Consider the following 26,222-nt stretch of genomic DNA (forward strand, 5'->3'; position numbering starts at 1 on the left):
ACTTGGCGATTTTAACAAAAAAAAGGATAAAAATAAATAGCAATGATAAAAATTTGAAAAAAACTGTCGGAAATGCTCCCGACAGCCTCGATGAATATATTATTTTTGTTCTTGAGAATACCCATCTACTACCAATTCCAGCTTCCCTGTATCAGGCGAAATGATTAGACCATGCACAGGAATATTTTTAGGAATCAATGGATGTCCTTTAATCACTTCGACGCTGTTCTTACAACTTTCATAAACATCATCAAATCCGCGAAGCCAACTGCGGATATCGATTCCTGCAGCTCCCAGTGTATCGATGGTGCTCTTCGGTATATCACGTTCGATCATCTTGTCCATTACAGCATCGGCATCGACTGATGCCATCCCGCAGTCATGGTGAGGTATGACCAATACTTCATCTGCCTTTAGCTCATAAATAGCAACAAGGATACTCCGCATGACACTTCCGAATGGGTGGGAGACGATTGCCCCGGCAGTCTTCAGGATTTTGACATCACCATTTTTGACATTCAAGGATTTTGGCAATAGTTCAACGAGCCGAGTGTCCATACAGCTTATGATGACCATACGTTTCTCAGGAAACTTATCCGTCCTATACTTAACATATTCACCTTTTTCTACAAACTGTTCATTATAATCCAGAATCTCATTAAGTAAACTCATATTTACCACCTTTTTATTGTGTATTTAATCTATGTATCTCCTATTATTATATCAGGTATTTAAAAGATTTGCTAAAGGGGAACCGTAGTCAATTTGAACGATGATTCAGCGTGGCTGCACAGAACCCAAAGACAATGATTTTAGGACTTTCAGCAACATTTGATGAAAAAGAAAGTATGGGTGTATTAGTCTTGAATCGTTTCCCCCACTCCAAAGGCATCCAGCCTTCTTGGTATGAAGCGATCTTTTCCCCGTCTTTTGTGGCAATCTCGAAAGAATTTACACTTCCCGGAGTTTCAATTGGCATCCATTCCGTACCATCTTCCTTATAGATCATTCCATTTACCTTCACGAATGACCGATTTTCTTGATACGATCCAATAATGCCGCCCTGATCATCCAGGATCGTCATTTTATTGAAAAGCCCCCTTTTGATATGGTACTTAGCCAGCAAACGTCCCTCATGGTCCACCAGTTCATATCGCTTGGCCATTAGCATCGACAAGAAATTGGGAATCATCCACATGAACCACTTCATATTCAAATCACGTACCTCGCCCATTAGTGACCCATCGGGCGCAAAGAGAAGCAGTCGCAAAGTCGGTGCTGGCATAAAAGTCAATAAAACATGTTCATTTTTTAATAACCCGGCATTCGTCCCGATATGTTCTTCAGGCAATTCCTTCATTCTATTTTCATATATACGATGACTGACAAATTGAGCAATGCTAAAGAAAATAAAAGGAGAAGTTATCAATAATATATTGCCCGGAATCATCGCAAAAATATGGCAAATGAAAAAAACAACGGCCAATAGAAGAGATACCCAAGATGCATGAAAATTTGAATTGCTCGTTTTCTGATAATATTCACGTATATTCATATCCCGCTTTACTCCTCACTCCTTACAAGAAAGATTACCGCCTTTAGGCGGCCATTGATTAGCAGTACCACAACCCGCCCGGCATCCGCTTCCTAAACGTGCATAGAAGCAGTTATCATAATACTTTATTCGCTTTAGTGTGATCTATTCCCTCTTTAATGTAAGGGAATTCCCCACACGGACCAAATAAAAAAGGACTCCGAATTGAATGGAATCCTATTGTAGACAGAATGGGGTCCTACCCAATTTTAAAACAAGACTAGATTTTTCTTAATGTTACTATATTCCTTATTGGATTGAAGAAATTTGCGACACTCCTGCCGATTTACTGGCTAGCCGGGACACCGCAGCCGCTAGGCAGGAGGCTTGGCAGGCAGTCGGCGGAAAGGGAGCGGATTTCTGAAATCCACTGGAACGTTTTTTTAAATATAAAACTGCAGGCAAACTCGCTTTTCCTCGAATTTGCCTGCAGTCTCAAAGGACTCCAAATGAATGGAATCCTTTTACATCATTCTATAATATCCTGAAGATCAACGGGAATCGATAATCCGTTCCTTCATAAGCCCTAACAGCAGCAATGATGGTGAATACGACTAAAGCTATCCCGATTACCGGCAATAGCAAGAATCCAACCAATACTATAGTGAGTATCCCTGCGACTATTGAATAAACGGTATAGGAAATGAAAAAATTCAAGTATTCCCTTCCGTGATAATCCACAAATTGTGACGAGTCCTTCTTCAATAACCAAATCACCAAAGGACCGATAAATGCTGTAAAAAAGCTGATCACATAAATAAGGGCAGCAAACACTCTTTCATCTTTAGTAGGCATAGTGTCTTCTCCTCCTTTCTCATATAAATAATTACGAATCAAATGAAAAATAGTTTCATTTTTCCTCTCATTATATTCGAAAGAAGGTAAATCTGGACTGCCTTTTCTTGATATGAACAATAAAATCCGGACATGTTCATCCGTCTTGTGCATACAGTTTTAATAATGGATTGTCCTATACCTTCTAGAATGGAGTGATGTTTTTTTGCTGAATGAATTTCAAGCCTTCATCCTTGGGATCATTCAAGGCTTGACTGAGTTTTTACCTATTTCAAGCACTGGACATTTATATTTAGGACGGCATATTTTCCACCTTGACGAGGCCGGCATTTTTCTGGATACCATGCTCCACATCGGAACCTTGCTGGCGTTATTGGTCGTCTATAAGAATGACATAATTGCCATTTTGAAAAATCCTTTCTCCAAAATGACTCTGCTTCTCATTGCTGGGACGATTCCTGCCGTGATTGCCGGCATTTTACTCGGTGATTGGTTTGATGATCTTTCAAAAACAGGCGTGACCATAGGCTGGGAATTTATAGCGACCGGACTGATTTTATGGGTAGCCGACGGAGTAAGAAAAGGGGGCAAATCCCTTCATGAAATTTCGATTAAAGATGCGCTGATCATCGGTACTTTCCAAGCTGCTGCCATCATGCCAGCTCTTTCGCGCTCCGGCTTAACGATAGCGGCTGGCCTCTTCTGCAAACTGGATAGGGCCACTGCAGCCTATTTTTCCTTTTTGCTTTCCATTCCTGCCATTACGGGTGGCATCGTATTTCAGATGAAACCGATTTTTACAGGAGAAGTTGAACGGCTTCCACTCACTGCGCTTTTCGTTGGAACCCTGTCAGCAGCAATCTTTGGATATATAGCCGTGGTATGGATGATCGATTTCTTAAAAAAGCGTTCACTCAAAATATTCTCCATATATGTATGGGCCCTTGGCGCAATCATTTTATTCATGCAATTCACAGGTAAATTTTAAAGAAAAAAGCGGGCGAAAAAAGCAGTTTTTCATGGAACAATGCAGACGGTTGCCTAAAGATTTCACCCTTCGAGAAAAAGTTGAAATTTGACGAAAAAAAAAGGCAAAAAACCTATTCCCAAACCGTTTTTTTTTTAGTATTATACCTTCGTAAGGTTCTTTAGATTTGCATACTTTCTGACAATAAAAATAGGGAAGGCAAATGGTGCGCCACCGGTTTCCGGTTCTAGTGGGTTCGATTCCCACCCCGAAATTTTTTGATGAACGACTTAAAAAATTTCGAGGGTGGGCAGCGACTACGCATAAGAACTGCCCTCAAACGGAGGGACGGAAATGTTAAAAAAGAGAGATTTCACAGATTGTTTTTCTCTTTATGAACAAATGACGCATCCAGATGTCTTCCCTTTCGTGCGCCATAAGGTAGATTCATATGAAGAATATGTTTTCATTACTAAGCAAACGATCGAAGCCGAAGATGCTGGGCAACTCATTTCACGAACAATCTTGGATGAATGGGAAAATCCCATCGGTTGTATTTCTTTATACGATATTGAAAATGGTGCAGGTTTCTTAGGCACATGGCTTGGCAAGCCTTATCATGGAAAAGGGTATAATGCCATCGCAAAAGACGCTTTCTTCAAAGAGCTTTTTTTCGAGCTCGGTTTGGAAACGGTCTTCATGCGAATTCGCAAAAAAAATATCCGCTCCATAAAAGCCGCAGAAAAGCTTCCCTATGCCGTCAATGCCAACGAAACAAGAAAATCCCTTTATGATCAGATCAATCATGAAGCTGATATCTACGATTTGTATGAAATCCCTAAAGATTTATACAACTTTCATATCCTTAGACAGCATGATGATGACGAACAGCAGTTACTTGAAGCATAGAGCGAAGAACATTTCAATATGGCTTTGTTTATCCTTTCATAAAATGGCCGGAGCTTCCATACCTGGAAAGCTCTTTTTTCCAGTTTCACAGGATGTTAAACATAGATTGCTGCAAATCCCTATTCTTTTTAGGGATATTTTTTTATAATGAATACAATTGACCAATTCAACAATATATTCAAAGCGTCATGGAAAGGACTTAATCATGAAAAAAACATTTGCTTTTATCGTGCAGCTTATCTTCCTGCTCATCATTTGCAAGCTTGGCTATTATTTAGCCAGTTTACTTCACTTACCTATACCAGGCAACGTCATCGGCATGATTCTGTTATTCGGTTTATTACAGACGAAGGTCATAAAAGTCGAATGGATTGAACTTACTTCAGGATTTTTGGTAAAGCACCTAGCCTTTTTCTTCATTCCCATTTCAATCAGTTTAATGACCATGGGATGGCTTTTCATTGAATTTGGTTTGCCTTTGGCACTTACATTGGGAGTCAGCCTGATATTTGGATTCATCGTTTCAGCATGGACCGTTCAGAAGCTATCCCATAGAGGAGAGATTAAACAGCATGACAGCGCTCATCACAATATATAGCATCTTGATAACCATTCTTGCCTATTTCATTGGAAGGAAAATATATGCTAAACATCCATCACCTTTTACGACGCCCGTATTTTTCAGTACGGTTACAATTATTCTCGTACTGCTGATCAGCGGTTTGGACTTCGAGGATTATTCACCAGGAAAAGACATCATCACCTATTTCCTGGGACCAGCTACCGTTGCTTTGGCCGTACCACTTTATAAAAATAGAAAAATAATCGTTAAATATGCAATGCCGGCAATTAGCGGCATGATTTTTGGTCTCCTTGTCACATTGATCATTGCCTTCGCCATCGCTAAAGCATTTTCACTTCCGCCATTCATATTCCAAGGATTGGCAGTTAAATCCATTACAGTGCCCATCGCGGTGGAAATCACGGAACTTTATGGGGGAAATTCCAATATATCAGCTGCCTTCGTCATTTTGACAGGGGTGCTGGGTACAATGATCGCTCCAAAAATGATGGATAAATTAAACATTACGATGCCCTTCGCACGTGGTATCGCCTATGGTACGATCGCTCATGGTCTCGGAACGGCTCAAGCTGCCCAGGAAAGTGAGTTTACCGGGGCTGTCGCAGGTGCGGCAATGGCTATCGCAGGTATCCTTATATCCTGTTTCTTTCCTTTTATAAGTAAATTCCTATAAAAATAACCGCAACGTCAACGACGTTGCGGTTATTTTTATGATTATCTTTTTTGCAGATCCTCGTATAAACGCCTTAGAATATAAGTTTTATACAGCTCCAGCTTTCTTTTTTCAATTGGATGGTAGCTAATCCCTGCGGCTTTTAGCTGCTGAATGAACCATCCTTTTGAATATTCATAAGCCATTCTACCCCCTCCTCTGTTCGAAATAGATATGCTGAATAGGGGGGAATGATACTTATTTTTTTGCGGCCATTACTTTAAGCAGTAATTCATACATTTCAGCTGCCGTTTTGAATGGGCGTTTTTGACGCATTTTCTCTTGATATTCATCCGATTTTTTCAATAAATCCGCTAATGTAGCATTAAAAATCCGATCATTCAGCTCTTCTTCCTGGATGACTTTACAAAAACCCTGTTTTTCAAAACTTGACGCATTCAGGATTTGATCTCCACGGGATGCATTGGCACTTAGAGGGATAAGCAGCATCGGCTTTTGCAAACCAAGGAATTCAAAGATGGAATTTGAACCAGCCCTTGACACAACGACATCAGCAGCCGCCAAAAGATCGAATAATTCTTCGTGCACGAATTCGAAAGGAGCATATCCCCTTTGTTTCAATTCGCTTTTCACATTTCCCTTCCCGCAAATGTGAATAATCTGATAATCCTTTAATAAGGCATCAAGGTTTTCTGTAATTAAATTATTGATTTTAACGGCCCCAAGGCTTCCGCCCATAACGAGTAGCACCGGTTTGTTATTCGTGAATCCACAAAATGCTTTACCAGCAGAAGCTTTTCCCGTAAAGATTCCATCGCGCAATACAGCGCCAAGATACATGGCCTTCTCTTTCGGAAGGTCTTTTTCCGTTTCTTGGAAGGTTGTGAAAATTTTCGATGCAAGTGGCATCGCGATCTTATTAGCCAGACCAGGCGTATAATCCGATTCATGTATCGCAATCGGAATCCTCAGCATCCTGCCTGCCAAAACGACTGGAACCGAAACGAAACCCCCTTTAGAAAAAATGAAATCAGGCTTGGTCTTTTTTAATATTTTTCGTGCATCAAAAATCCCTTTTATGACCCGGAAAGGGTCTTTCATATTTTCAACAGATAGGTAACGTCGGAATTTCCCAACGGAAATCGTTTCATAACGGACCTCGGGAAATTCCGTTTCGATGATATTTTTTTCAATGCCTTTTTTTGAACCAATATAAGTAACATCCCAATCATTCTTTAAAAATTCGGGGATGATTGCTGCATTAACAGATACATGACCGGCAGAACCGCCTCCGGTAAATACTATTTTCTTAGTCAATATTTCCACCTTCCAAACTTAAAAAATCACTTTGCATCCATATTACCATATATCCTTGCCATTAATAACTTGAAAAAGTATTCAGTGAACCGAAATCCCCCATTATGTATGTAATTATCGATTATTTTTCCTTTTTCAGCATGAATATATTATAATCTTAGTATTCTACAATACTACAAGATACAATGGAGGAGTAATACATTGCAAGAAGTTTCTGAATCACTCAATCAATTTGATGGAATCGAAGCCTGGACCAAATTAGGAATTTCCATAGGCATTTTTCTAATCTTCCTTTTGCTTCGGAAAGTATTTACTACATATATATTCAAGTTCTTTCTACGGATTGCAGAAAAACGCAAAGTTGAATTTGCCGCCAATTTAATGCTCGCAATAGAACAGCCAGTAAGATGGCTTATCGTTTTGATTGGGGTTATCATTTCACTGCACTATTTTCCGATCGACTCACCTTCGGTTGAACTCAGATCGAAGATATACAGATCGTTTTTTGTCTTCTTATTCTTTTGGACGATTTTCAACATCAGTTCGATCTTAACCATTTTATTTCCGAAATTAGTAAGTAAATTCGGACTAGAAGTCGATCAAATCGTCATGCCGTTCTTTACGAAAATCATAAACATAATCATCATTGCTTTTGGTGCATCCATCATCGCGGAAGAATGGGGATTTAATGTCGATGGATTTGTTGCAGGGCTTGGTTTGGGTGGATTGGCTTTCGCACTTGCCGCTAAAGATACCGTCAGCAATTTCTTCGGGGGTATCGTCATCGTCACCGAAAAACCTTTTACCATAGGAGATTGGGTCAAAACTCCAAGTGTGGAGGGAACCATTGAAGACATCACATTCCGAAGCACTAAAGTTCGGACTTTTGCCCAAGCTTTAGTTACAGTCCCAAATGCGACCCTTTCGAATGAACCGATCATCAACTGGTCCAAGATGGGCAAAAGACAGATCGCCTTCCATTTAGGTGTTAATGTCACGACACCAAAAGAAAAATTGGAAAATGTCATTAAAGACATTGAAAGAATGCTTATTGATCATCCTGAAGTACATCCGGAAACGATTTTGGTTAAATTTGATGAGTTCAGTCATTCCGGCTTCAACCTTTACCTATATTTCTTCACGAAAGCCACCGACTTTGGAGGATATTTATCAATCAAAGAAGATGTGAACTTTAATATAATGGAGATATTGGAACAGGAAGGTGTACAAATTGCCATTCCTTCACAGGCATTCATTCTTCAAAAAGACTCAGATATGGAAGCCATGAATGATTTTGAATCCATGCGCGACTGACAAAAAAGACTTGCCCTAAACGGCAAGTCTCAGACTGTAGACAACTTCGATGAAAATTGATGTTGTCTACATTTTTTTTGGCTTGCACAAACTTTGACGTTGATTATAACGTAAGGCACTCGCTTTCCGCGGTCCGCCCTCGGCGCCCTTGCGCCTGTGGGGTCTCCCCTGGACGCGCTTTTCCCGAAGGAGTCTCGCACACCCGCCCAATAAACTTTGTTTTAACTTTTAGATAGAACCCTTTTGCCTAAAGTCTTTATTGTTTTAAAATAATTAAAACTTGAGGTGATGAGGATGCTTTCTAAACATAGTTCTATTCAGCGAGATCGACTTGAAATGGTTACTTTAGATCAACTGGTGCCAGCAAACCATTTGGTTCGTAAAATTGAAGGTGCCATTGTCTTCTCTTTCATTTAGATTTGGTGAAAGATATGTATTTAGAGGTAGGACGCCCAAGTTTTGTTCCAGCTAAATAAGTTAATCTGACCTTCATTCAATATACCTTCAGTATTCGTTCATGCGTAAAACAATAGAATTGAAAGAAGGTTGAAACTAATATGGCTTACAGTTGGTTCTTTGGCTCAGCAGTTGTCATTAAGATACGATAAAAATCTGTTCAAACAAGTCTGTATCTTTAAAGTGTCGTTTAATTTTCCCCGAACATTGAGATATAACTCACTTTATCATGGAAACCATATCGCACTCTTTCACATGTGTGGGAATCCACCTATACTTGCTCTGCACTTATTAACTTAAATAAGGGAAAATTCAAAAGAGGTTCTGAAAATTTTAATTCCGAAACCCTTTTGTCTACAAACTGAGACTTGCCCCAAACGGCAAGTCTTTTTTGTTTCAAATAAAAACTCTTAAAACATCACATGCTTATGTGATATAATTCTTTCATTGTGTTGAAAATTCCAAATATTGATATTGAGGTACTTTGATGAATCAGACTTTTACTAAATCACAAAAGATCCGCCTGTTATTTTATATATTGATACCTATCCTGATCACCCAAATCAGCATGTATGCCATGACTTTTTTTGATGTGATGATGTCAGGGCAATACAGCACTCAGGACGTTGCTGGCGTCTCCATCGGCAGTTCGCTATGGACACCCGTGTACACGGGGCTGAGCGGGATATTGATTGCCTTAACACCGGTGGTTTCACAGCTGGTGGGTTCCAGGCAGTCCAAATCCGTTTCCTATTCCGTGATGCAGGCCATTTATTTAGCTGTGGCTTTAGCCTTGATCATTTTAATCATTGGAGCTTTTTCTCTGAACCCCGTATTAAATGCCATGGATCTTGAAGATAGTGTCCACATGGTGGCTCATGATTATTTGATCGCCCTTTCACTCGGTATCATTCCTTTATTCATTTATAATGCGTTGAGGGCTTTCATCGATGCTCTGGGCCAAACTAGGATTTCCATGATCATCACCTTATGTGCGCTCCCGGTAAACGTCCTTTTTAATTACTTGTTAATATACGGGAAGTTTGGATTCCCTGAACTTGGCGGTGTCGGTTCCGGGTACGCCACTGCCATTACCTATTGGTTAATTGCCCTGGTGGCCATATTGGTCGTGATAAAAATAAACCCATTTTCGACATATCAGGTTTTCACTGAATTTTTCCGTGTTTCCTGGAAAGAATGGAAGGCCTTATTGTTGATTGGGGTACCCATCGGTCTTGCTATTTTCTTTGAAACAAGCATTTTTTCAGCTGTCACCCTTTTGATGAGTAAGTATGATACCGTGACGATTGCGTCACATCAGATTGCCATGAATTTTGCGTCACTGCTTTATATGATACCGCTAAGTATATCCATGGCATTGACGATCGTCATTGGATTTGAAATTGGGGCAGCCCGTTATAAAGATGCCAAAGAGTATAGCTGGATTGGCATTTCGATGGCCTTGACGATGTCACTCGTTTTGTCGACCATCCTCTTCCTCTTCCGTGAACCTGTGGCCTCTTTATACACTAAAGATCACGAAGTAATGATGCTGACATCACATTTTTTAATATATGCCATCTTCTTTCAGATATCGGACGCCCTGCAGGCACCTATTCAGGGCATTTTGCGTGGATATAAGGATGTAAATGTCACATTTGCCATGTCACTGGTCTCCTACTGGATTCTCGGGCTTCCAATTGGCTATTTCTTTGCAAAGTTTACGGATATGGGAGCCTTTGGGTATTGGATCGGCTTAATTTCCGGCTTGGCTCTTGGGGCTATAGGCTTGGCTGCTCGCTTACGGTACATTCAGCAAGTAAAATATAAAAAAATGGCATAAAAAAAGTGGGGCTGGATTAACCGGCCTCACTTTTTTCATACCGAATTCAAATTCTAAAGCACTAGGCTTTATATATTTTCCCAAGAACATCCTTACCGCCTGTTACCGGTATGATGCTCCCGGTAATGAAATCTGATTTTTCATCACAAAGGAACGTGATCACCCTCGCTATATCTTCCCCCGTACCCGGTCTGCCGACTGGAACCGTATCATCCTTTTCGGCTCTCGCAACCCTTATTTCCTTCTCTTTCCAATCCCCTATGATATCACCAGGACAAACCATATTCACGGTGATTCCATGAGTAGCTTCTTCCGCAGCCAAAGTTCTTGTCAAGGAGGTCAAGCCGCTCTTTGCAGCGGCAAAAGCAGAACGATAAATCCAACCTGGTGCAGTTTCACACCGTTCAAACCCTAAGGTAATGACTCTGCCCCAGTTTCTGCTGCGCATTTGTGGAATAAGTTCCTTCGCAAAATAGAAAAAACCATTTAAATTCCCGTCCATGATGTACTTCCATTCATCGCTGCGATAAGCAGTCATCGGTTTACGATCATGCATATATGGCCCTGCGTTATGAATGAAGATATCAACATGGCCAAATGTCTCCGAAATCTTTTGCAATATATTCCGGCAATCTTCCTCACTTGACGAGTCACCTTGAATCGCAATTGCCTTAACATGGTACATTTCCTGTAATTCATCCACTAATGCTAAAGCTGCCTTTTTACTTTTTCGATAAGTAATGATAATGGACATTCCATTATCCGCGAGTGAAAATGCCATCCTTTTGCCGATACCCGTTGCTCCACCAGTAATAAAAGCTACTTTTTCATCCACAGGCTTACCCTCTTTATCTAATGGATTTTACTTAATTATACATAAGTTTATTCCATTTTCTATAATTTAGTAATTATAAAAAAGAACCTCTGGGCTTTAGCTGCATAAAATATAACAAATAAACCTGTCAGACCATAAGCAGGAGAGAGGAATTCAATATGTTTCCCTGGAATTCACTTTTTTCTTTTAAGAATAACCCGAACCAAAAGGAATTCATGAAAAATATGCAGCAAAGTGATGTTCAATCGTTCATTGAAAAGGTATTTTCACAAGTGATCCCTGACAATATGCAAGGTATGATGAACCAAAATGATGGCGGCTCACAAAAAGTAAATGCCAGATCTGAACATCCTTTACATGCCGAAGTATTTGAAACCCACTTATATGTCTTCGTAAGAATTCCAATACAAGATGAATCTTGGCTAAAGAAAATGAAACTTTACCATACATCTAACCAATCCATCATCGAGGGGATTCCTGAAGAGTCAGATCGGCATGTCATAACACTCCCCGCACCTGTAAAGAAAAAAGGGGCATCAGCCCAATATAAAGAATCAACATTGGAAATACGGCTTCAAAAAAGTTTCAATACACAGTATTCAGAAATCGATGTATCGGAATTTTAAGTGGCTTCACCGGGACCTCACTGATGTTAAGGTGCGGTTCCAGTTATTTCTTGGTTCAATTTTTTTTAGATTTGGGTACATTATAGAGAACCAATCGATGTCACAATTGATTTTTTTCATGGAATGGAATGATTCATTCTCGCAAAAAAAAAAAGCGCACCCCAATTTAATGGGATGCACTATTCTATTAATCTATTATTTTCCGATGAATTGTTGAGTCCAGTAGTTACCAGATTCTACGTAACCTACTCCAATATGAGTAAAGCTAGAATTCATGATGTTTTCACGGTGTCCTTGGCTATTCATCCAAGCTTGTACCACTTCTTCAGGTGTTTGTTGACCTTGTGCGATGTTTTCGCCAGCTGTTTTATAGCTGATTCCGAATTGTTTCATCATATCGAAAGGTGAGCCGTAAGTCGGGCTATTGTGGTCAAAGTAGTTTTTATCTTTCATGTCTTGAGACTTGATACGTGCAACTTTGCTCAACTCAGTGTCGATTTTAAGAGCTGCCAAACCTTGTTTTTCACGTTCTGCATTCGTTAATTTAACAACTTCTTGTTCAAAAGCACTTAATTCAGAGCTTGTCTCTGGTTTTTTATCAGTTGATTTATCAGGTGTTACTTCTGGTGCTGCAGGTTTTGCTGCTGGTTTTGATTGGTTCGTTGTTCCAGCTTCTTGTTGAGCTGGTTGTTGAGCTGGTTTTTGAGCTGGTTTTTGAACTGGTTTTTGTTGTGCCTGCGCTGCAGGTATAGTGATATTGTATTTAGCTAGGTATTGGTTAAGGACTTTTTGCATATCCTCTTTATTCGTAGTTTTATAAGTTACTTGTTTCACTGTATCACAGTTGGCTGCTTCAGCTTGGTTAGCTCCTACTCCTGTGAATATAATAGCTGCAGCCGCAGCTGCTGACATAATCATTTTCTTTTTCATTCGTATTTCCTCCTGTGATGTTCATTTTTTGTTGTGCTTTGCTTCTGGAATTATCATAACATGCACTTTTTGTAATAAAGGCACCATCAATTTCCATCAAATTCAAAGGATGCGAATGAAAATATATTTATGATCCAAGTTTCAGAGAAAACAAGCATAAATGCTTTAACTATCTATGTTTCTACCATCAGTATAAATACTCATATTTTTCCAGTAATTATTTGTCAATGGTAGTTACATAGAACCATTTCCATGGAATACTAATAACTTTTAGTTGACATATCGTTACTAACCGAATTATTATGACTTTCTTTACTTTTATGTTACAAATTTTTCGGTTTCACTTCGACATTTCGTCATTTTCCCCCTATCGTCCTGAACATTTTTCCAAATAAAAAAAACAATCCGGATTTAGGCCCGAATTGTTTTGATTTTGATGGTCCATTCATCATTTCATTTCTTCATCATTCATCTCATCCATTTCTTTTTTTCCGCCATTTTGTTCGGGAGTGCTTGGTTTACCTATGACGAATTCTTTCTTTGGCATGTTGTGCATGTCCCTTGCCGTTACGTGGGCATATACATAATAGGTTCCTTCTTCATCAAAAGCCTTTTCCAGTTCATATATACCGTTCCCTTTATGTTTTACTGCTATCTTGTCATGGTCATCGCTATTCGCAAGCCAAATTTCAAAACTGACATCATCCGCATCTGTCACGACTTCGTCCCCATATGTTACTTTTGCCTGAAATTTCACAGGCTCATTCACTTTACCCTGAGTTGGATCAACAGCTAAATCGACATTTAACATTTTTGGAATTTCCTCTTTCTTGCCGCATCCAGCCAAAAAAATTAACGCCATGCAAAATAACATGATTTTTTTCATTTTTGAACGTATCCCCTTTTTATGAATTCCATTCTTCTTTTATATTCGGCAGGATGACCCTGACTGTTGTTCCCCTTTTTTCCTTGCTTTCTATTTCGATTTTACCATTTTGTAATTCCACCAATTTTTTGACAATGGACAGTCCAAGCCCTGAACCGCCATCAAAACGGCTGCGTGCTTTGTTCACACGGTAAAAACGATTCATGATATACGGCAGATCCGCTTCCGGAATCCCGTTGCCCGTGTCAGTTACCAGCAGTTCGCAATCATCTTTATGCTGAATTAGGGTAATATGAATCGCCCCTCCGGAATCCGTATACTGAATGGCGTTATCAAAAATGTTATGCAGGATCTGTTCCATCCTTCCTTCATCCCCAAAAATAATCGGGTCTGGATCCAGGTCTAGCTTCAAGCCCAATTGTTTTTCCTTTATTATCGGTTCATATTTCACAAGTACGTCTTCAATGAATTGCGCATAGGCAATCGGGGTTTTATTTAACAGGAATGGAGCACTTTCCATTTTTGATAAGTCCATAAGATCTCCCACAAGCCGCTGCAGCCTAAGAGCCTCCCTTGAAATGAGTTGAAGGTATTTCCGTTGCTCTTCATCATTTTTCACGACACCATCCAATATGGCCTGCGTATATCCCTTTACGTAACTAAGGGGGGTTCTGAGCTCATGTGCAACATTTTCTAGAAATTCTTTTTTTCTTTCTTCTTCCAAATGGATGGAATTGGCCATATCATTAAAGGCTATTGCTAGTTTACCTATCTCATCATGACTCCTTACCTCGACCTGTATGTCATAATCCCCCTCTGAGACACGATGGGCCGCAGTCTCGATTTCCTTAATCGGACTGACTAGCTTTTTCAACCATTTAGTAGTAAACAAAATCGCGACAATCAAAAATAATAGAACCGCCGCCAACCATTTTGCAGCAAATTCCTTAAATAAGACCGTAATGGAATCTACAGGAATATATGTATAGATGATACCTTCGAGGCGATTTTCGTCAATCAGGGGTATGATCGCCGCTACGATGTTCTTTTCAAACCTTTTCTCATATCCTTCTTTTTCAACGGCTTTCCCATCTAAAAGCATTTGCCGTTCTTCTTCAGAAATAAGGGTATCGTAATTGATTTCAAAAGGCAGACAAGCACTCAATTCCCTGGGATTATTGACGACAAAGACTTCGCTGTCGTTCTTACTGTTAAACCATTCAACTTTTTGCTTAAAGTCTTCGCTGATTTCACCGCCGGAATAATCCGCCCCTAGCAATGATGCTTCATTGACTAAATCCGTTTTAAGCTTCTCCACATATAGATTTTTATAATAATATTGAGAAAGGGAGTAAGCGAACAGCACGGATAGGATGATGGCGGAGATAATGGTGAGCCATAATTTAAAAGAAAGGGTTCGCCATTTATAGATCATTTCTTTTCCTCTATCTTATAACCGATTCCCCAGACGGTTTGAATGTAATCGGCCGCTCTTAATTTCATTCGTAACGTTTTAATATGGGTATCCACAGTACGTAAAGATCCTCCATACTCACCGCTCCATACATTTTCAAGCAGTTGTTCACGGCTGAGTGCCTGGCTTTTATGACGCATGAGGAATAACAGCAAATCGAATTCTTTCAAGGTTAAATTGATTGGCTTCCCTTCCACTAAAACCGTTCTGGATTGTAAGTTCAAGCTAATTTTACCGAATCGGACATGGTTTTGATTCTCTTCATTCAATGATAATTTCCCTGTCCTTCGCAATACCGCTTCGACCCTTGCGACCAATTCTCCTGGATTGAACGGTTTGACGATATAATCGTCGCCGCCAAGCTTCAGCCCTTTCACCTTATCCCATTCTTCACCTTTCGCACTGACAAATATCACAGGGATCTCCCCAATTTCACGAATTTCTTCACAAACGGAGAAACCATCCATACCTGGCATCATGATATCCAATAGGATTAAATCCACTTCCTCTGTTTCAACCATACTTATAGCTTCTTTTCCATTTGCAGCTTGAAGGCATCGATAACCTGAGTTCAGCAAATACATTTCAACTAGATTACGCATATCTTCTTCATCATCCACGACTAAAATGGTGTAAACATGCATGTCATCTACTCCCTCAACATCAATTGGAATGGACCTTCGCCGACTTTGATCGTTTTTTTAACATCGACTGTTTCAGCATCCATTACATACACTTCATCACTATCATATCCCGCCACGACCACATCTTCATTAAAGTTCGCCATTTCAAAGGGGTTGACGCCGACCACTTTGCTTTTGACTTCCTCATATTGATCATTCAATTTATATAAGGAGCTAGTCCCATGACTAAGGACAAATATTCCTTCATCATTTTCCAGGAACTTTATCGGCATGGTTGGCGCCTTAAGCTTTTTCTTCAACTCTCCAGTTTTTGCCGAATAAATATATAGATCTTCTTCCACTTGATCCCCATCACCGTGTCCTCCGATCCATATTTCATCCTTTTCTTCCCTTAATAATGTGCCTGTGCTGGAACTATGTACGGGAAATTCGAAATCGACCTTTTTCGTTTCAAGATTTATCACTGAACATTTGGTATCACCAAAATTAATAACATACAATCGATTCGCTTGCTCTCCTTGAAGAACGGTCAAGGGGCTTTTACCAACCTTGACAATATCCTGTTCCTCCCCATCAGCATTTAAAAAATAAATGGAGTGATTCGATTGATTGACCGCCACGATGCTTTTACCATCACGTAACAACTGCATATTGACGATCCCTTTCCCAATTTCCCAACTGTTTATCAGTTTTCCTGCAGATAAAGAGTACACTTGGACTTTCTCCATCTCTTTTCCATAAAGCAGGATAGTATCTTTGTCTGCCAGGAGCAGGGCTCCGGTAAATGGTTCTGAAATATCCCATTTTGCAAAAGCATGATAGTTTTCGTCTATGAAAGTCAGTGATGTATCCTTGATATTGACAGTTGCCAGGAAAGATTGACTTTTATTGATTTTAGTAAATGCATTACCGCTATTACACCCCGTAAGCAGTACGATGGCAAGAAAAAGCCCAATGCCCCACTTCATAATTTTAAGCTCCTTATTCATTAAATATCTATTTTTAAAAAATTTTAACAATGATTTGTGAAAAAAGTATGAAGCATAAAAGAATATTTGCTAACAAGCATCCGTATCACACTCGAAAAATCATAATCTTTCCAATTCAGTGATATAGGCCATTACAATCGCATTTTTCATTTCTTCCGAAAGCGAAGATTCCATCACGCGTTTAATAGAAAGGTAAAATTTCTCCAATACTGGTTTTCGGGCGCGGGGATGGGCATTTTCATCCAAAAGCTCTCGTCGGATGAGTTCCGGCAACACTTCCCTTCCCCCTCCATCGTTCACCTTACGATTGTTCCATATGCTTAAATAAGCCACCAGTAATTCTTCTTGCCTGACAGTTTCTTTCATAGTATCCCTTCCATCCATTACTAATTTATACATATTAATGTTCAAGTTTGTAAAGACTATCTTCATAATAAGATATCATGCTTTTTAAAATCCAAAAAAGGAGTGAGTACAATGTCTCAAGTATACCGCTGTCCGAATTGCCGGACAAATAAATCTCGCTTCAATCTCATTCAGCAAGTAGCAACACCCATTAAAAAGGATCCCCAATCCGGTGAGATTGTTGAACAATATTCGAACGACTCCCTTCTGCCATTCCATCTAGCATATAATGGTCCTGAAGTTCGGGTTCAGTGTGCTGCCTGCGGATTGATAGAAGACGAAAAGACATTTGCCGCCTTTGGAATGCAACAATAAAAATGGTCAGACCCCTATGTGGGTCTGACCATTTTCTCAATCATTTCCTACTGACATCTTAGCCCGGTCTATGGCAATTGGAATGGCTTTTCCATCCTCATATCCTTCATCCAATAATGCATTTGCGATTTCTATAGCCTTTTCCCTAACATCTTTATCTAGATTCTTCATCGAGTTTGGGTAATCGTTCTTATTCCATGGCACTAATACCGCCTCCTTAATAAGAAAGTCTTCTTTTCATGTTTCCCTTCTTTAATGGGCGGTAAACGTTTATCGGGCCGCTTTCGCTTCCAAAGCTTTCAACTGACCGATCAACATTTCCTTTTCCAACTTTTCCCCGATCATGACGATATTCAATGGCATTTTCATCATTTCATTCATATACATCGGCATTCCGTAAGAGTATTGGAATAAATGCGGGTATTGTGAATGTGTAAAGGAAATATATCCTTTCATTCGATAGACCGTTTCCGGCAGAGCCCTAAGCCACTCTTCAAAGTCGGTTTGTGCCACAGCACCTTCAAATGTATGAACGATTGCAGTTAAGTGCAAATGGTCATGTACATCAAGCTTTTGATGTCCATTATGCCTTTTTCTTTGCATTTGCTGCAATGATGCCAAGGAAACGGCTGCATACTCCGTCAATAAACATACAGCATCCGTATTCAGCGCCTGTATCGTATATATTAGCTGTGCGGCCTTCATCTCACTTACCATATCCGCTTTATTCAATAAAATGAAATCGGCATGATGGATTTGCTCTGCAAGCAACTGTCGAAGCTGCGGAGACAGTTCCTCCCGATCGCGCCACCTTAATAAATCGACGACCGTGATGATCCCTTTATATTCCAGCTTTTTGGCGAAAATCGGCGACATGATGCCATCCAATACTTCAACTGGATGAGCTGCACCCGTCGTTTCAATATAAACCGCATCCAGTTCATTTTCGGTTAGTAACTCATGAAGCTGAACCTCCAGTTTATCTTGAATTGTGCAGCAAATACACCCGTCAAACAACTCCTTCAGAGGCACTCCATCACCTATGAGTCCGCTGTCAACCGATACACTGCCGAGCTCATTTAAAAGCACTGCCACTTTTCTGCCCGCTTCACTTTCCTGTTTTAAAATATTTCGAAGAAGCGTCGTTTTCCCGCTGCCGAGAAAGCCGCCCAATATGTACACTTCGGTCGTTTTCATTCTTATCTGCTCCTAAATCCGGTTAAATTCGATTCCGTTAAATTTTATCATAATTAGCTTACTAAAGCACTTGCCGGATTCACATAAAAAAACCAGCCCGTAAGCTGGTTTCAGACTAGACATATTCGAAGAAAAGCGAGTTCGACTGCAGTTTTTTATTTAAAAACGTCCAGTCGATTTCAGAAATCCGCTCCCTTTCCGCCGACTGTCTCCCGAGCCTCCTCGACGCAAGCGTCTGTGGGGTCTCGGCTAGCCAGTTATTCGGCAGGAGTGTCGCAAATTTCTTCAATCCAATGGGGATTACAGGAAAAAACCATTAAGGATAATCTGGTCTTGTTTTAAAATCATGGTTCGAGATGAGACCATTCCGACTTCCCTTTTTTCTACAAATAAAAACCAGCCCGTAAGCTGGTTATTCAACATTGATTCATGCTTGAACTTCGTCTTTTTCGTAAATCGGCACCCATCCTGCAGCTGTTACGAAAATCCGGACAGCAACAGTTTTCCTATCTTCCGCGAGCGTGAAATAATGTCTTGTTGATTCTGGTACACTTATAAGATCTCCTGGATTAAGCCGTACATCAAACCACTGTTTATCATTGCCTTCAATGGCAAAGATACTCGTTCCGCCTGCTATGAAACGCACTTCATCATCTTCGTGATGGTGTTCCTGCTTAAAGTTTTCAAGCATTTGATCCAAGTTCGGGTTTGCATCGGATAATGTGATGATATCATGGGCTTTATAGCCTCTTCTTTCAGAGATTTCCGCTATCTCTGATTGGAATGTTACAAGGATTTCCTCCTTGTCAGCATCTGTTAAATCGTATTTTTCCACAAGATGGGCAGGTAATTTAGAAATGTCCCATTGCTCATAAATAACCCCTTGTGTTTCTAAAAAACCTTTTACCTGTTCACCGTTTTCAATAACCTCGTTTGTTTCATGGAATCTGATCGTTGCCATCATTCATTCCTCCTCTATGAGTATTTATCTTATAGAACCTGCAAACGCCTTTTGTTGATTAAGCAACAGTTGATATTGAAATAAAAATTCGCAAGCTTCAAGTATTCTTTTTGCTTCGAATCCGCTTTTGCCCCAAACCGTAATGCCATGATTGCGTATCAGCACAGCGCCAGAGTCTCCTTCGACATGCGGCTTGAACTTATCGGATAGCAGCGGAATGTCAGCGTGATTATATATGATTGGAATCCGAAGCTCCGAATCTTCATCCCACCGACCGGTCGCTTTAATGATTTCATGATTACGAAAGGAAACTTGGCCTTCATCTCCATACAATTCCGATATCACATTATTTTCAACTGTATGGACATGAAGTACACAGTTCGCATTGGTTTTTCGGTAAATGTCTGTATGAAGTAAAGTTTCGGCCGATGGTCTTAGGTTCGTTTCTTCAACTGGTTTTCCTTTTAAATCCACCAGTAAAAAGTCCGAATCCGATTGCTTCCTTTTATCCTTACCGCTTGCGGTAATATAAAAGAAAGGGCTTTTGGGTTCGCGGATGGACAAATTCCCGCTAGTTCCCATAAACCAATCCCTTTCGGCCAGTTCAGCTTTAATATCTGCCAACTCCTGCCATTCTTTAGAATGAGTGTTCACGCTTTAACCACCTCCTGCTGCTTTATAATGTCAATTACATCAAAAAATGTTTCGAATCCTTGATGTGGAATTCCTTCCCTATCGCATTTTTCAAGCAGTATGTCACGGGCTATGACAAAATCGGCCTGTTTTGCCGCTTCAAAATCCGTCACTGAATCTCCAATAACGAGTTTAAAATCTTCCGGGCCCGTAATTTTCCTCATAATGGATGGCTTGCAGCAACCGCAATCATTATTACATTGATCATCACAAGCATGTGGCCACTCAATATAAATCTTTTCCTTATCAAAAAATGCATGGTTGCAATACACGGACTCTGTTGGCAAGATATCATTCAAAAGGGGTGCAATGAAAAAATCCATGCCCCCGCTTACAATATATAAAGGGATATTGGCTTGTTTCGTATACTCAACGAATTCATAAAACCCCGGACGAATGCCGGCCGTTTTTCTTACATATTGGATGATGTCATCCTTCAAGCCACTATCAAGCAGGGAAAACATATCCCCAACTCCTGAAGATATACTGATTTTTTGCTGAAGGACACCGTCTTTCAACGCTTCCCATTCCGGAGGCGCAAATTTCTTCATAATTGAAATGATATTATCTGTGTTGGTGATCGTTCCGTCAAAATCACAAAAGATGATCGGTTTCATTATTTCTTATAGGCCTCCCCACAACACAAGAGCTTTTTTTAGGGTTTCTTCCTCAGCCGCCGCTTCAGAAAGTTCTTTTCCTGCCAGAACGGCTTCCACAGCAGAACGGAATGCCTTGGCACCGCCCTCTGCTCCGTCAGGGTGCCCGTGAATTCCGCCTCCTGCATTAATCACACTATCAAGCCCGAAATCCTTGATTAGGTCCGGAACCATGCCCGGATGAATGCCTGCAGAAGGAACAGGGAAGGCTTTTTTCCATGAAAGTTCTTCTTTTGTCAGAGCTTCAGCAATCGCTAAGGTCTCCGTTTTTTCAAGTGCGACATTTCCATAAGGAGAAGGGAACAAGGATAAATCCGCACCTGATAACCTTACTAATTTACCAAGCAATAATGGATAGCCGACACCATAAAATGATGAAGATGCCAATGCCCCGCTATATGCGGGGTGCGCCATGATCGGCAGCTTGATACGATCATGTTCACTCAAGGCCTGCAATACATCCAAACCATATGTATGAACGTTGAACAATAAAGCATCTGCCCCTGCTTCAGCCGCTTGCTCTGCCTTATCCAATAATTCAAAAGTTTTCCCTGATAGATTGACAGCATATAAAGTACGGTGGCCAGTGGTTTCATAGACTTCATTCAATATTCTTTTTCCCGTTTTTATTCTATCGAAAAATGGAGTCAGTTCCTGGTCAAAGAGGATCTCATCATCCTTAACTAGGTCGACACCTCCCAATGCTTGTTGCCTCAGTTGCTCATTATGAAATGTTAGGTCTCTTCCCAATACACCTTTAAAGATGCTCATCACCAAGGGCCGGTTAAATACGCCAAGCTTTTCCCTTATGCCTTCAATGCCAAATTGCGGCCCGGGAAAAGCTTTTTGAATATCACCGACAAAATCCAAGTCAATAAGTTTTATTTCACCATCCAATGAAAGTTTGCCGAAGACCGTCGTAAGGATTGCAGGTAAATCATTGGAGAAATTCCTTGCCGGATAGGCAATTTTAATCAGCGAACGGTATACTTTCCGATTAAAGTAGCTGTTTGCCCTCTCTTTTTCAGATAGGGGTGTCACCGATACGACGCGTCCCTTATGTTTTTCCAGTTGTTTCTGTACCAAATGCGGCAAGTCCGTCCATGTCCCGACAGTCAGACCCAAGGCAATGCTCTCTGCTTTTTTCTCATGATTTCCATTAAAGTCATGAATTAAATAAGTAGCGACTATCTCGCTCATCTGATCACTCCTATAACACGTTAGTAAACTCTCGATGTCATTATTGGCCTGAGATGGTCTCAAAATGGCAAAAGCCCCTTCATAAAGAAGAGGCTTTAAAAAGCCATCTTCTTATCTCCCAGCCATCGGCTGCAAGAATTAGCACCGTGCCTTGTGGATTTCAAAAAAATCCGGCGGAAGGATTCCGCCCCATTTTACAATGGAATTACGGTCGGTTGCTGGGCTTCATCGGGCTAGTCCCTCCACCTGCTCAAAATAAGAAAACGCTGATATATAAGTTGCATCCAAGTATCGAAAGATTAAGAATTTATTTTGTATTCTGACAGGTAATTCCTACTTTGTCAATAAGTTTTAACTATTTAAAGGTGAATAAATCGGATATCTTATTGCATTAAAATAAGTGTAATGTTCGTATTCGTTCCACAGCCTCTTGCAGCCGTTCTTCCGAAGTCAGTAGCCCTACCCTGACATAACCTTCGCCAAATTCACCGAACCCATTCCCTGCGGCAACAGCTACATGGGCATGAGTTAATAAATAGTCCGCAAAACTCTCGGACGTAAAACCTTCAGGTACTTTGAGCCAGGCAAAAAACGATGCCGCTGGAGCTTTGACATCCCAGCCGATGGACCTCAATCCCTCAATGAAAACATTCCTTCGCCCCTCGTACATTTGCACTAACTGCTCTACACAGGTCTGTGAGTCAAGCAAAGCGCTTGCCGCAGCTTCTTGTATCGCCGGGAAAAGACTCACATAAAGATGGTCTTGTAATAGTTCAAGAGCTTCTATTACACTCTTATTGCCCACTGCGAAGCCGACTCTCCACCCTGCCATATTGTATGTTTTCGATAGAGTATTTATTTCAACTCCTACATCCTTCGCTCCCTCCGCCTGGAGAAAGCTTATCGGTTTTTTTCCGTCGAATCCTATCGCCCCATAGGCAAAATCATGGACCACACATATTGAATGTTCTTTTGCAAAGGAGACGGTTTCATCAAAGAAACTTTCAGTTGCAGAAGCGCCTGTGGGATTATTCGGATAATTCAAGAACATCATTTTGGCTTTATCAAAAACTTCTTTATGTATGTCATCGTATTTCGGAAGAAAATCATTTTCTTCTGTCAAGGGCATCAGTTCGGTCTTTGCCTGGGCTAAAACAACACCGGAAAGATAATCCGGATAGCCGGGATCTGGAACAAGGATCGTATCACCTGGATTCAATAAACACTGCGGAAGTTCGACAAGACCTGCCTTGCCCCCGAAGAGAATCGCCACTTCACTATTCGGATCCAGCTTGACACCGTATTCCCGTTCATAAAAGACGGCAGCAGCATCTTTTAAATATTGATGTCCCCGGAATGGCGAATATTTATGATTAATCGTTTTTTCAGCAGCAGACTGCAAACTTTTGACGATATGTTCCGGCGTCGGCTGATCAGGGTTTCCCTGGCCTAAATTAATGACATCATGTCCTTGCTCCGTGATTGCATTGACTTTTGCGACCAGTGAAGCAAAAAACTGCTTGGGCAGGTCCTGAAGCAGTCCGGATTTTTCGAATTGCACCATTTATACACCTTCTCTGAAATTTCTTGAAATTCTAGTCACAAATGATATATGTTTATCGTAGTCTTGTAAAGCATTTTTTACGTGTGGGGGTTTTAAACGATGAAGTGGAAAATAGCTTGTATTCAAATGGATATAGCCTTCGGGCAACCGGATATCAATTTTCAGGTTGCAGAACAATGGATGGAAAAAGCAGCTCGGTCCGAACCCGATATCGTCATATTACCAGAGCTTTGGACAACCGGATACGACTTGACCAGGCTGAATGAGATTGCTGATCAAGAGGCAGAAAAAACGATTGAATTTCTTAAAACACAGGCACAGAAACACCAGATTCACATCATCGGCGGTTCCATTGCGAAAAAAACAAGCAAGGGAATCTATAACACCATGATCATCATCGATAAACACGGAAAGCTCATTAAAGAATATGATAAGCTTCACTTATTTCAATTAATGGATGAACATCATTTCCTGCAGCCAGGTGAAAAAGATGGTTTATTTACTCTTGATGAAAAAATATGTGCCGGGTTCGTTTGTTATGACATTCGTTTCCCCGAATGGCAGCGAGTCCATACCGTTCAAGGCGCGGAAGTTCTATTCGTTACGGCTGAATGGCCAAAGCCGAGACTCGATCACTGGAGAGCCTTATTGATAAGCCGTGCCATCGAGAACCAAGCCTATGTTGTAGCCGTTAATCGTACAGGTTCGGATGTCAATAATATATTTGCGGGCCATTCCTTGATTATTGATCCATGGGGGAATATCATAAGTGAAGCCGGAGAAGGAAACGAACTATTGACAGGCACCTTGGACTTCAACAAAGTTACGGAAGCACGTAACAAAATACCTGTATTCGAAGATCGCCGTCCTGATTTTTATTAATTTACCCATTGACAAACTATTTAAAAAGTTGATATTATTTTCCCGAAGATTAAAATTTCAGAAAACATTTACTCTTATCAAGAGCAGGCTGAGGGATAAAGGCCCTATGAAGCCCAGCAACCGACTGTAATACCATTGTGAAATGGGGCGGATTCTCCGCCGGATTATTAAATCCACAGAGCACGGTGCTAATTCCACCAGAATTCATTTTCTGGAAGATAAGAGGTCCGAAGCCAAAACTTCTGCCTCTTTCTATATGAAAGAGGCTTTTTTATTCTTATTTTGAATCTGGAGGGGAAAAGAATGACTCAAAACCATTCAAATTTTAAGAGATTGACAAACGAAACAGCTATAACTCTTGCAAAAAAACTTGGGTTGGTCAATGCGGATGCAAGTTTGACATGTAATGAAATCGGCGATGGAAACTTAAATTATGTTTTTCATATTACAGACACGGTCACAAACAAAGGTATAATAATCAAACAAGCGGTCCCTTATGCCAAGGTACTTGGTGAAAGCTGGCCGCTGACATTGAAAAGGGCAGCCATTGAAGCGAATGCGCTGATTCATTTCAGAAGTTATTGCCCCGAATTCGTACCGCAAGTTTACTATTCGGATGAACAGCTTGCCATCACAGTCATGGAGGATTTATCGCACTTGAAAATCGTTAGAACAGGATTGATTGATGGCGATTCATATCCATTGCTTTCACAGCATATTGGTGAGTATGTTGCGAAGACGGCATTTTATACATCCGATTATCATTTAGAACCATCCGCGAAAAAGGAAGTGGCCCGACATTTCACGAATCCGGAACTCTGCAAAATAACTGAGGTCTTTATTTTCACGGATCCATTTTTTGAGGAACTCCCGGGAGATTTCGAGGTGGAATTGAAAGATGCCGCCCAAAAAATATGGAATGATCAAGAAGTGATACTTGAGGTCGCTAAGCTGAAACAAAGCTTTGAAACCGAGCAGGAAGCCTTACTTCATGGAGATTTACATACTGGAAGTATATTTGCAAGTGAAACTGAAACAAAGGTTATTGATCCTGAATTCGCTTTTTATGGGCCCGTTGGTTTTGACCTTGGCCAATACACCGCCAACCTTCTTTTTCAGGCAATTACACGAAATGGCGCTGGAAAGGAAGAGATTTTCTCACACCTTCATGAATTTTGGAATGCCTTTGAAGAAACTTATACCGAATTATGGGAAGCCCAAAATAAAAGCCCATTCCGCCATGTGAAAGGGTATCTGCCTTATTTGCTGACAAAATTCAAAAAAGATGCATTCGGTTTTGCAGGCTGTGAACTGATTCGGCGAACCATTGGCCTTTCCCATGTTGCCGATTTAAACGTCATTGAAGATAAAGTATCAAGGATCGCTGCCAAAACGGCAACATTGGAAATCGGTACTTTATTAATTAAAAAACGGGAGGAATTGGATGTTCCAGCCGTCATTGAAGCGTTGAAGCAACGGACACTGCCATCTTACTCAACCATTTAAAAGGAGAC

General features: G+C 40.6%; 28 protein-coding genes, 1 pseudogene and 2 riboswitches. Of the genes and pseudogenes, 10 read left to right on the top strand and 19 right to left on the bottom strand.

The features are described from left to right. Positions 1–99: 99 nt before the first annotated feature. The 3 genes from MKX49_RS12945 to MKX49_RS12955 all read right to left on the bottom strand — a co-directional run bounded on the left by MKX49_RS12945 (position 100) and on the right by MKX49_RS12955 (position 2,389). The gene (locus tag MKX49_RS12945; RefSeq protein ID WP_048688633.1) at positions 100–672 is read right to left on the bottom strand and encodes a beta-class carbonic anhydrase; all 573 of its coding nucleotides are present in this window, start codon (positions 670–672) and stop codon (positions 100–102) included. Between the two features lie 88 nt (positions 673–760). Beyond that, positions 761–1,555, bottom strand: coding sequence for a hypothetical protein (locus tag MKX49_RS12950; RefSeq protein WP_328118911.1), 795 nt, complete (start codon positions 1,553–1,555; stop codon positions 761–763). 513 nt (positions 1,556–2,068) lie between these two features. Next, on the bottom strand, positions 2,069–2,389 hold the full coding sequence (locus MKX49_RS12955; protein WP_034311189.1) for a DUF4870 domain-containing protein: 321 nt from the start codon (positions 2,387–2,389) through the stop codon (positions 2,069–2,071). Positions 2,390–2,597: 208 nt separating this feature from the next. Between MKX49_RS12955 and MKX49_RS12960 the strand changes: the two genes are divergently transcribed. The 4 genes from MKX49_RS12960 (at position 2,598) to MKX49_RS12975 (ending at position 5,521) form a co-directional block, all read left to right on the top strand. Further along, the gene (locus tag MKX49_RS12960) at positions 2,598–3,377 is read left to right on the top strand and encodes an undecaprenyl-diphosphate phosphatase (protein WP_340878540.1); all 780 of its coding nucleotides are present in this window, start codon (positions 2,598–2,600) and stop codon (positions 3,375–3,377) included. Positions 3,378–3,710: 333 nt separating this feature from the next. Further along, positions 3,711–4,265, top strand: coding sequence for a GNAT family N-acetyltransferase (locus tag MKX49_RS12965; RefSeq protein WP_048688640.1), 555 nt, complete (start codon positions 3,711–3,713; stop codon positions 4,263–4,265). Between the two features lie 205 nt (positions 4,266–4,470). Next, positions 4,471–4,863 (top strand): CidA/LrgA family protein, encoded by a 393-nt coding sequence (locus MKX49_RS12970; protein WP_323597486.1) that lies wholly within the window; start codon positions 4,471–4,473, stop codon positions 4,861–4,863. Then, complete coding sequence (locus MKX49_RS12975) at positions 4,838–5,521, top strand: LrgB family protein (protein ID WP_202316758.1); 684 nt, start codon at positions 4,838–4,840, stop codon at positions 5,519–5,521. Before MKX49_RS12970 ends, MKX49_RS12975 begins: the two co-directional genes overlap by 26 nt. Before the next feature lie 41 nt (positions 5,522–5,562). On the opposite strand, the gene MKX49_RS12980 is transcribed toward MKX49_RS12975, so the two are convergent. Further along, positions 5,563–5,706, bottom strand: coding sequence for a DUF2639 domain-containing protein (locus tag MKX49_RS12980; RefSeq protein WP_072273150.1), 144 nt, complete (start codon positions 5,704–5,706; stop codon positions 5,563–5,565). Between the two features lie 52 nt (positions 5,707–5,758). Then, positions 5,759–6,847 (bottom strand): undecaprenyldiphospho-muramoylpentapeptide beta-N-acetylglucosaminyltransferase, encoded by a 1,089-nt coding sequence (locus MKX49_RS12985; protein WP_323597491.1) that lies wholly within the window; start codon positions 6,845–6,847, stop codon positions 5,759–5,761. A gap of 192 nt (positions 6,848–7,039) precedes the next feature. On the opposite strand from MKX49_RS12985, the gene MKX49_RS12990 reads away from it, so the two are divergent. Next, positions 7,040–8,152: a mechanosensitive ion channel family protein gene (locus MKX49_RS12990; RefSeq protein ID WP_323597493.1), complete on the top strand. Its 1,113-nt coding sequence runs from the start codon at positions 7,040–7,042 to the stop codon at positions 8,150–8,152. Positions 8,153–9,095: 943 nt separating this feature from the next. After that, complete coding sequence (locus MKX49_RS12995) at positions 9,096–10,451, top strand: MATE family efflux transporter (RefSeq protein ID WP_323597495.1); 1,356 nt, start codon at positions 9,096–9,098, stop codon at positions 10,449–10,451. A 61-nt stretch (positions 10,452–10,512) separates the two neighbouring features. Here MKX49_RS12995 and MKX49_RS13000 read toward each other — a convergent pair whose 3' ends face one another. Beyond that, positions 10,513–11,286 carry an SDR family oxidoreductase gene (locus MKX49_RS13000; protein ID WP_340876679.1) on the bottom strand — a complete coding sequence of 258 codons (774 nt, stop codon included), beginning with the start codon at positions 11,284–11,286 and terminating at the stop codon, positions 10,513–10,515. 158 nt (positions 11,287–11,444) lie between these two features. On the opposite strand from MKX49_RS13000, the gene MKX49_RS13005 reads away from it, so the two are divergent. Continuing rightward, the gene (locus tag MKX49_RS13005; protein WP_289350236.1) at positions 11,445–11,912 is read left to right on the top strand and encodes an Hsp20/alpha crystallin family protein; all 468 of its coding nucleotides are present in this window, start codon (positions 11,445–11,447) and stop codon (positions 11,910–11,912) included. A 195-nt stretch (positions 11,913–12,107) separates the two neighbouring features. Here the strand turns inward: MKX49_RS13005 and MKX49_RS13010 are convergent, their stop codons facing one another. From MKX49_RS13010 to MKX49_RS13035, 6 genes are all read right to left on the bottom strand, one after another. Then, positions 12,108–12,842 carry a CAP domain-containing protein gene (locus tag MKX49_RS13010; protein WP_340876680.1) on the bottom strand — a complete coding sequence of 245 codons (735 nt, stop codon included), beginning with the start codon at positions 12,840–12,842 and terminating at the stop codon, positions 12,108–12,110. A 448-nt stretch (positions 12,843–13,290) separates the two neighbouring features. After that, the gene (locus MKX49_RS13015) at positions 13,291–13,728 is read right to left on the bottom strand and encodes a FixH family protein (RefSeq protein ID WP_063575895.1); all 438 of its coding nucleotides are present in this window, start codon (positions 13,726–13,728) and stop codon (positions 13,291–13,293) included. Between the two features lie 19 nt (positions 13,729–13,747). Then, the gene (locus MKX49_RS13020) at positions 13,748–15,163 is read right to left on the bottom strand and encodes a sensor histidine kinase (RefSeq protein ID WP_054400403.1); all 1,416 of its coding nucleotides are present in this window, start codon (positions 15,161–15,163) and stop codon (positions 13,748–13,750) included. Then, a complete protein-coding gene (locus MKX49_RS13025) occupies positions 15,160–15,846 on the bottom strand; it encodes a response regulator transcription factor (protein WP_340876681.1) in 687 nt (228 codons plus the stop codon). Before MKX49_RS13025 ends, MKX49_RS13020 begins: the two co-directional genes overlap by 4 nt. 5 nt (positions 15,847–15,851) lie before the next feature. Beyond that, positions 15,852–16,814 carry a YncE family protein gene (locus tag MKX49_RS13030; RefSeq protein ID WP_251540144.1) on the bottom strand — a complete coding sequence of 321 codons (963 nt, stop codon included), beginning with the start codon at positions 16,812–16,814 and terminating at the stop codon, positions 15,852–15,854. 120 nt (positions 16,815–16,934) lie between these two features. Then, on the bottom strand, positions 16,935–17,201 hold the full coding sequence (locus tag MKX49_RS13035) for a hypothetical protein (RefSeq protein ID WP_340876682.1): 267 nt from the start codon (positions 17,199–17,201) through the stop codon (positions 16,935–16,937). Between the two features lie 111 nt (positions 17,202–17,312). Between MKX49_RS13035 and MKX49_RS13040 the strand changes: the two genes are divergently transcribed. Continuing rightward, positions 17,313–17,555, top strand: a complete 243-nt coding sequence (locus MKX49_RS13040; RefSeq protein WP_034307479.1) for a hypothetical protein — start codon at positions 17,313–17,315, stop codon at positions 17,553–17,555. Positions 17,556–17,612: 57 nt separating this feature from the next. On the opposite strand, the pseudogene MKX49_RS13045 reads toward MKX49_RS13040, so the two are convergent. The 7 genes and pseudogenes from MKX49_RS13045 to MKX49_RS13075 all read right to left on the bottom strand — a co-directional run. Beyond that, a pseudogene (locus tag MKX49_RS13045) lies at positions 17,613–17,759 on the bottom strand (DUF2188 domain-containing protein); the annotation flags it as partial. A 66-nt stretch (positions 17,760–17,825) separates the two neighbouring features. Beyond that, positions 17,826–18,752, bottom strand: coding sequence for a CobW family GTP-binding protein (locus MKX49_RS13050; RefSeq protein ID WP_340876683.1), 927 nt, complete (start codon positions 18,750–18,752; stop codon positions 17,826–17,828). A 427-nt stretch (positions 18,753–19,179) separates the two neighbouring features. Next, a complete protein-coding gene (locus MKX49_RS13055; protein WP_048686713.1) occupies positions 19,180–19,713 on the bottom strand; it encodes a cupin domain-containing protein in 534 nt (177 codons plus the stop codon). A 24-nt stretch (positions 19,714–19,737) separates the two neighbouring features. Further along, positions 19,738–20,367 carry a methylthioribulose 1-phosphate dehydratase gene (locus MKX49_RS13060; protein WP_048686715.1) on the bottom strand — a complete coding sequence of 210 codons (630 nt, stop codon included), beginning with the start codon at positions 20,365–20,367 and terminating at the stop codon, positions 19,738–19,740. Next, entirely contained in the window at positions 20,364–21,023 is a 660-nt protein-coding gene (locus MKX49_RS13065) for a 2-hydroxy-3-keto-5-methylthiopentenyl-1-phosphate phosphatase (RefSeq protein WP_340876684.1), read from the bottom strand. Before MKX49_RS13065 ends, MKX49_RS13060 begins: the two co-directional genes overlap by 4 nt. 6 nt (positions 21,024–21,029) lie before the next feature. Further along, a complete protein-coding gene (gene mtnW / locus MKX49_RS13070; RefSeq protein WP_340876685.1) occupies positions 21,030–22,262 on the bottom strand; it encodes a 2,3-diketo-5-methylthiopentyl-1-phosphate enolase in 1,233 nt (410 codons plus the stop codon). Between the two features lie 108 nt (positions 22,263–22,370). Further along, positions 22,371–22,524, bottom strand: a riboswitch (SAM riboswitch). Between the two features lie 129 nt (positions 22,525–22,653). Then, positions 22,654–23,826 carry a pyridoxal phosphate-dependent aminotransferase gene (locus MKX49_RS13075; protein ID WP_340876687.1) on the bottom strand — a complete coding sequence of 391 codons (1,173 nt, stop codon included), beginning with the start codon at positions 23,824–23,826 and terminating at the stop codon, positions 22,654–22,656. Positions 23,827–23,925: 99 nt separating this feature from the next. On the opposite strand from MKX49_RS13075, the gene MKX49_RS13080 reads away from it, so the two are divergent. Both MKX49_RS13080 and mtnK read left to right on the top strand, forming a co-directional pair. After that, positions 23,926–24,708, top strand: a complete 783-nt coding sequence (locus MKX49_RS13080) for a carbon-nitrogen family hydrolase (protein ID WP_340876688.1) — start codon at positions 23,926–23,928, stop codon at positions 24,706–24,708. Positions 24,709–24,779: 71 nt separating this feature from the next. Further along, positions 24,780–24,933: riboswitch (SAM riboswitch) on the top strand. A gap of 78 nt (positions 24,934–25,011) precedes the next feature. Further along, positions 25,012–26,214: an S-methyl-5-thioribose kinase gene (mtnK, locus tag MKX49_RS13085; RefSeq protein WP_340876689.1), complete on the top strand. Its 1,203-nt coding sequence runs from the start codon at positions 25,012–25,014 to the stop codon at positions 26,212–26,214. The last annotated feature ends 8 nt before the right edge of the window (positions 26,215–26,222 follow it).

The sequence above is a fragment of the Peribacillus sp. FSL M8-0224 genome (assembly GCF_038003055.1).
Classification (GTDB): Bacteria; Bacillota; Bacilli; order Bacillales; family DSM-1321; genus Peribacillus; species Peribacillus frigoritolerans.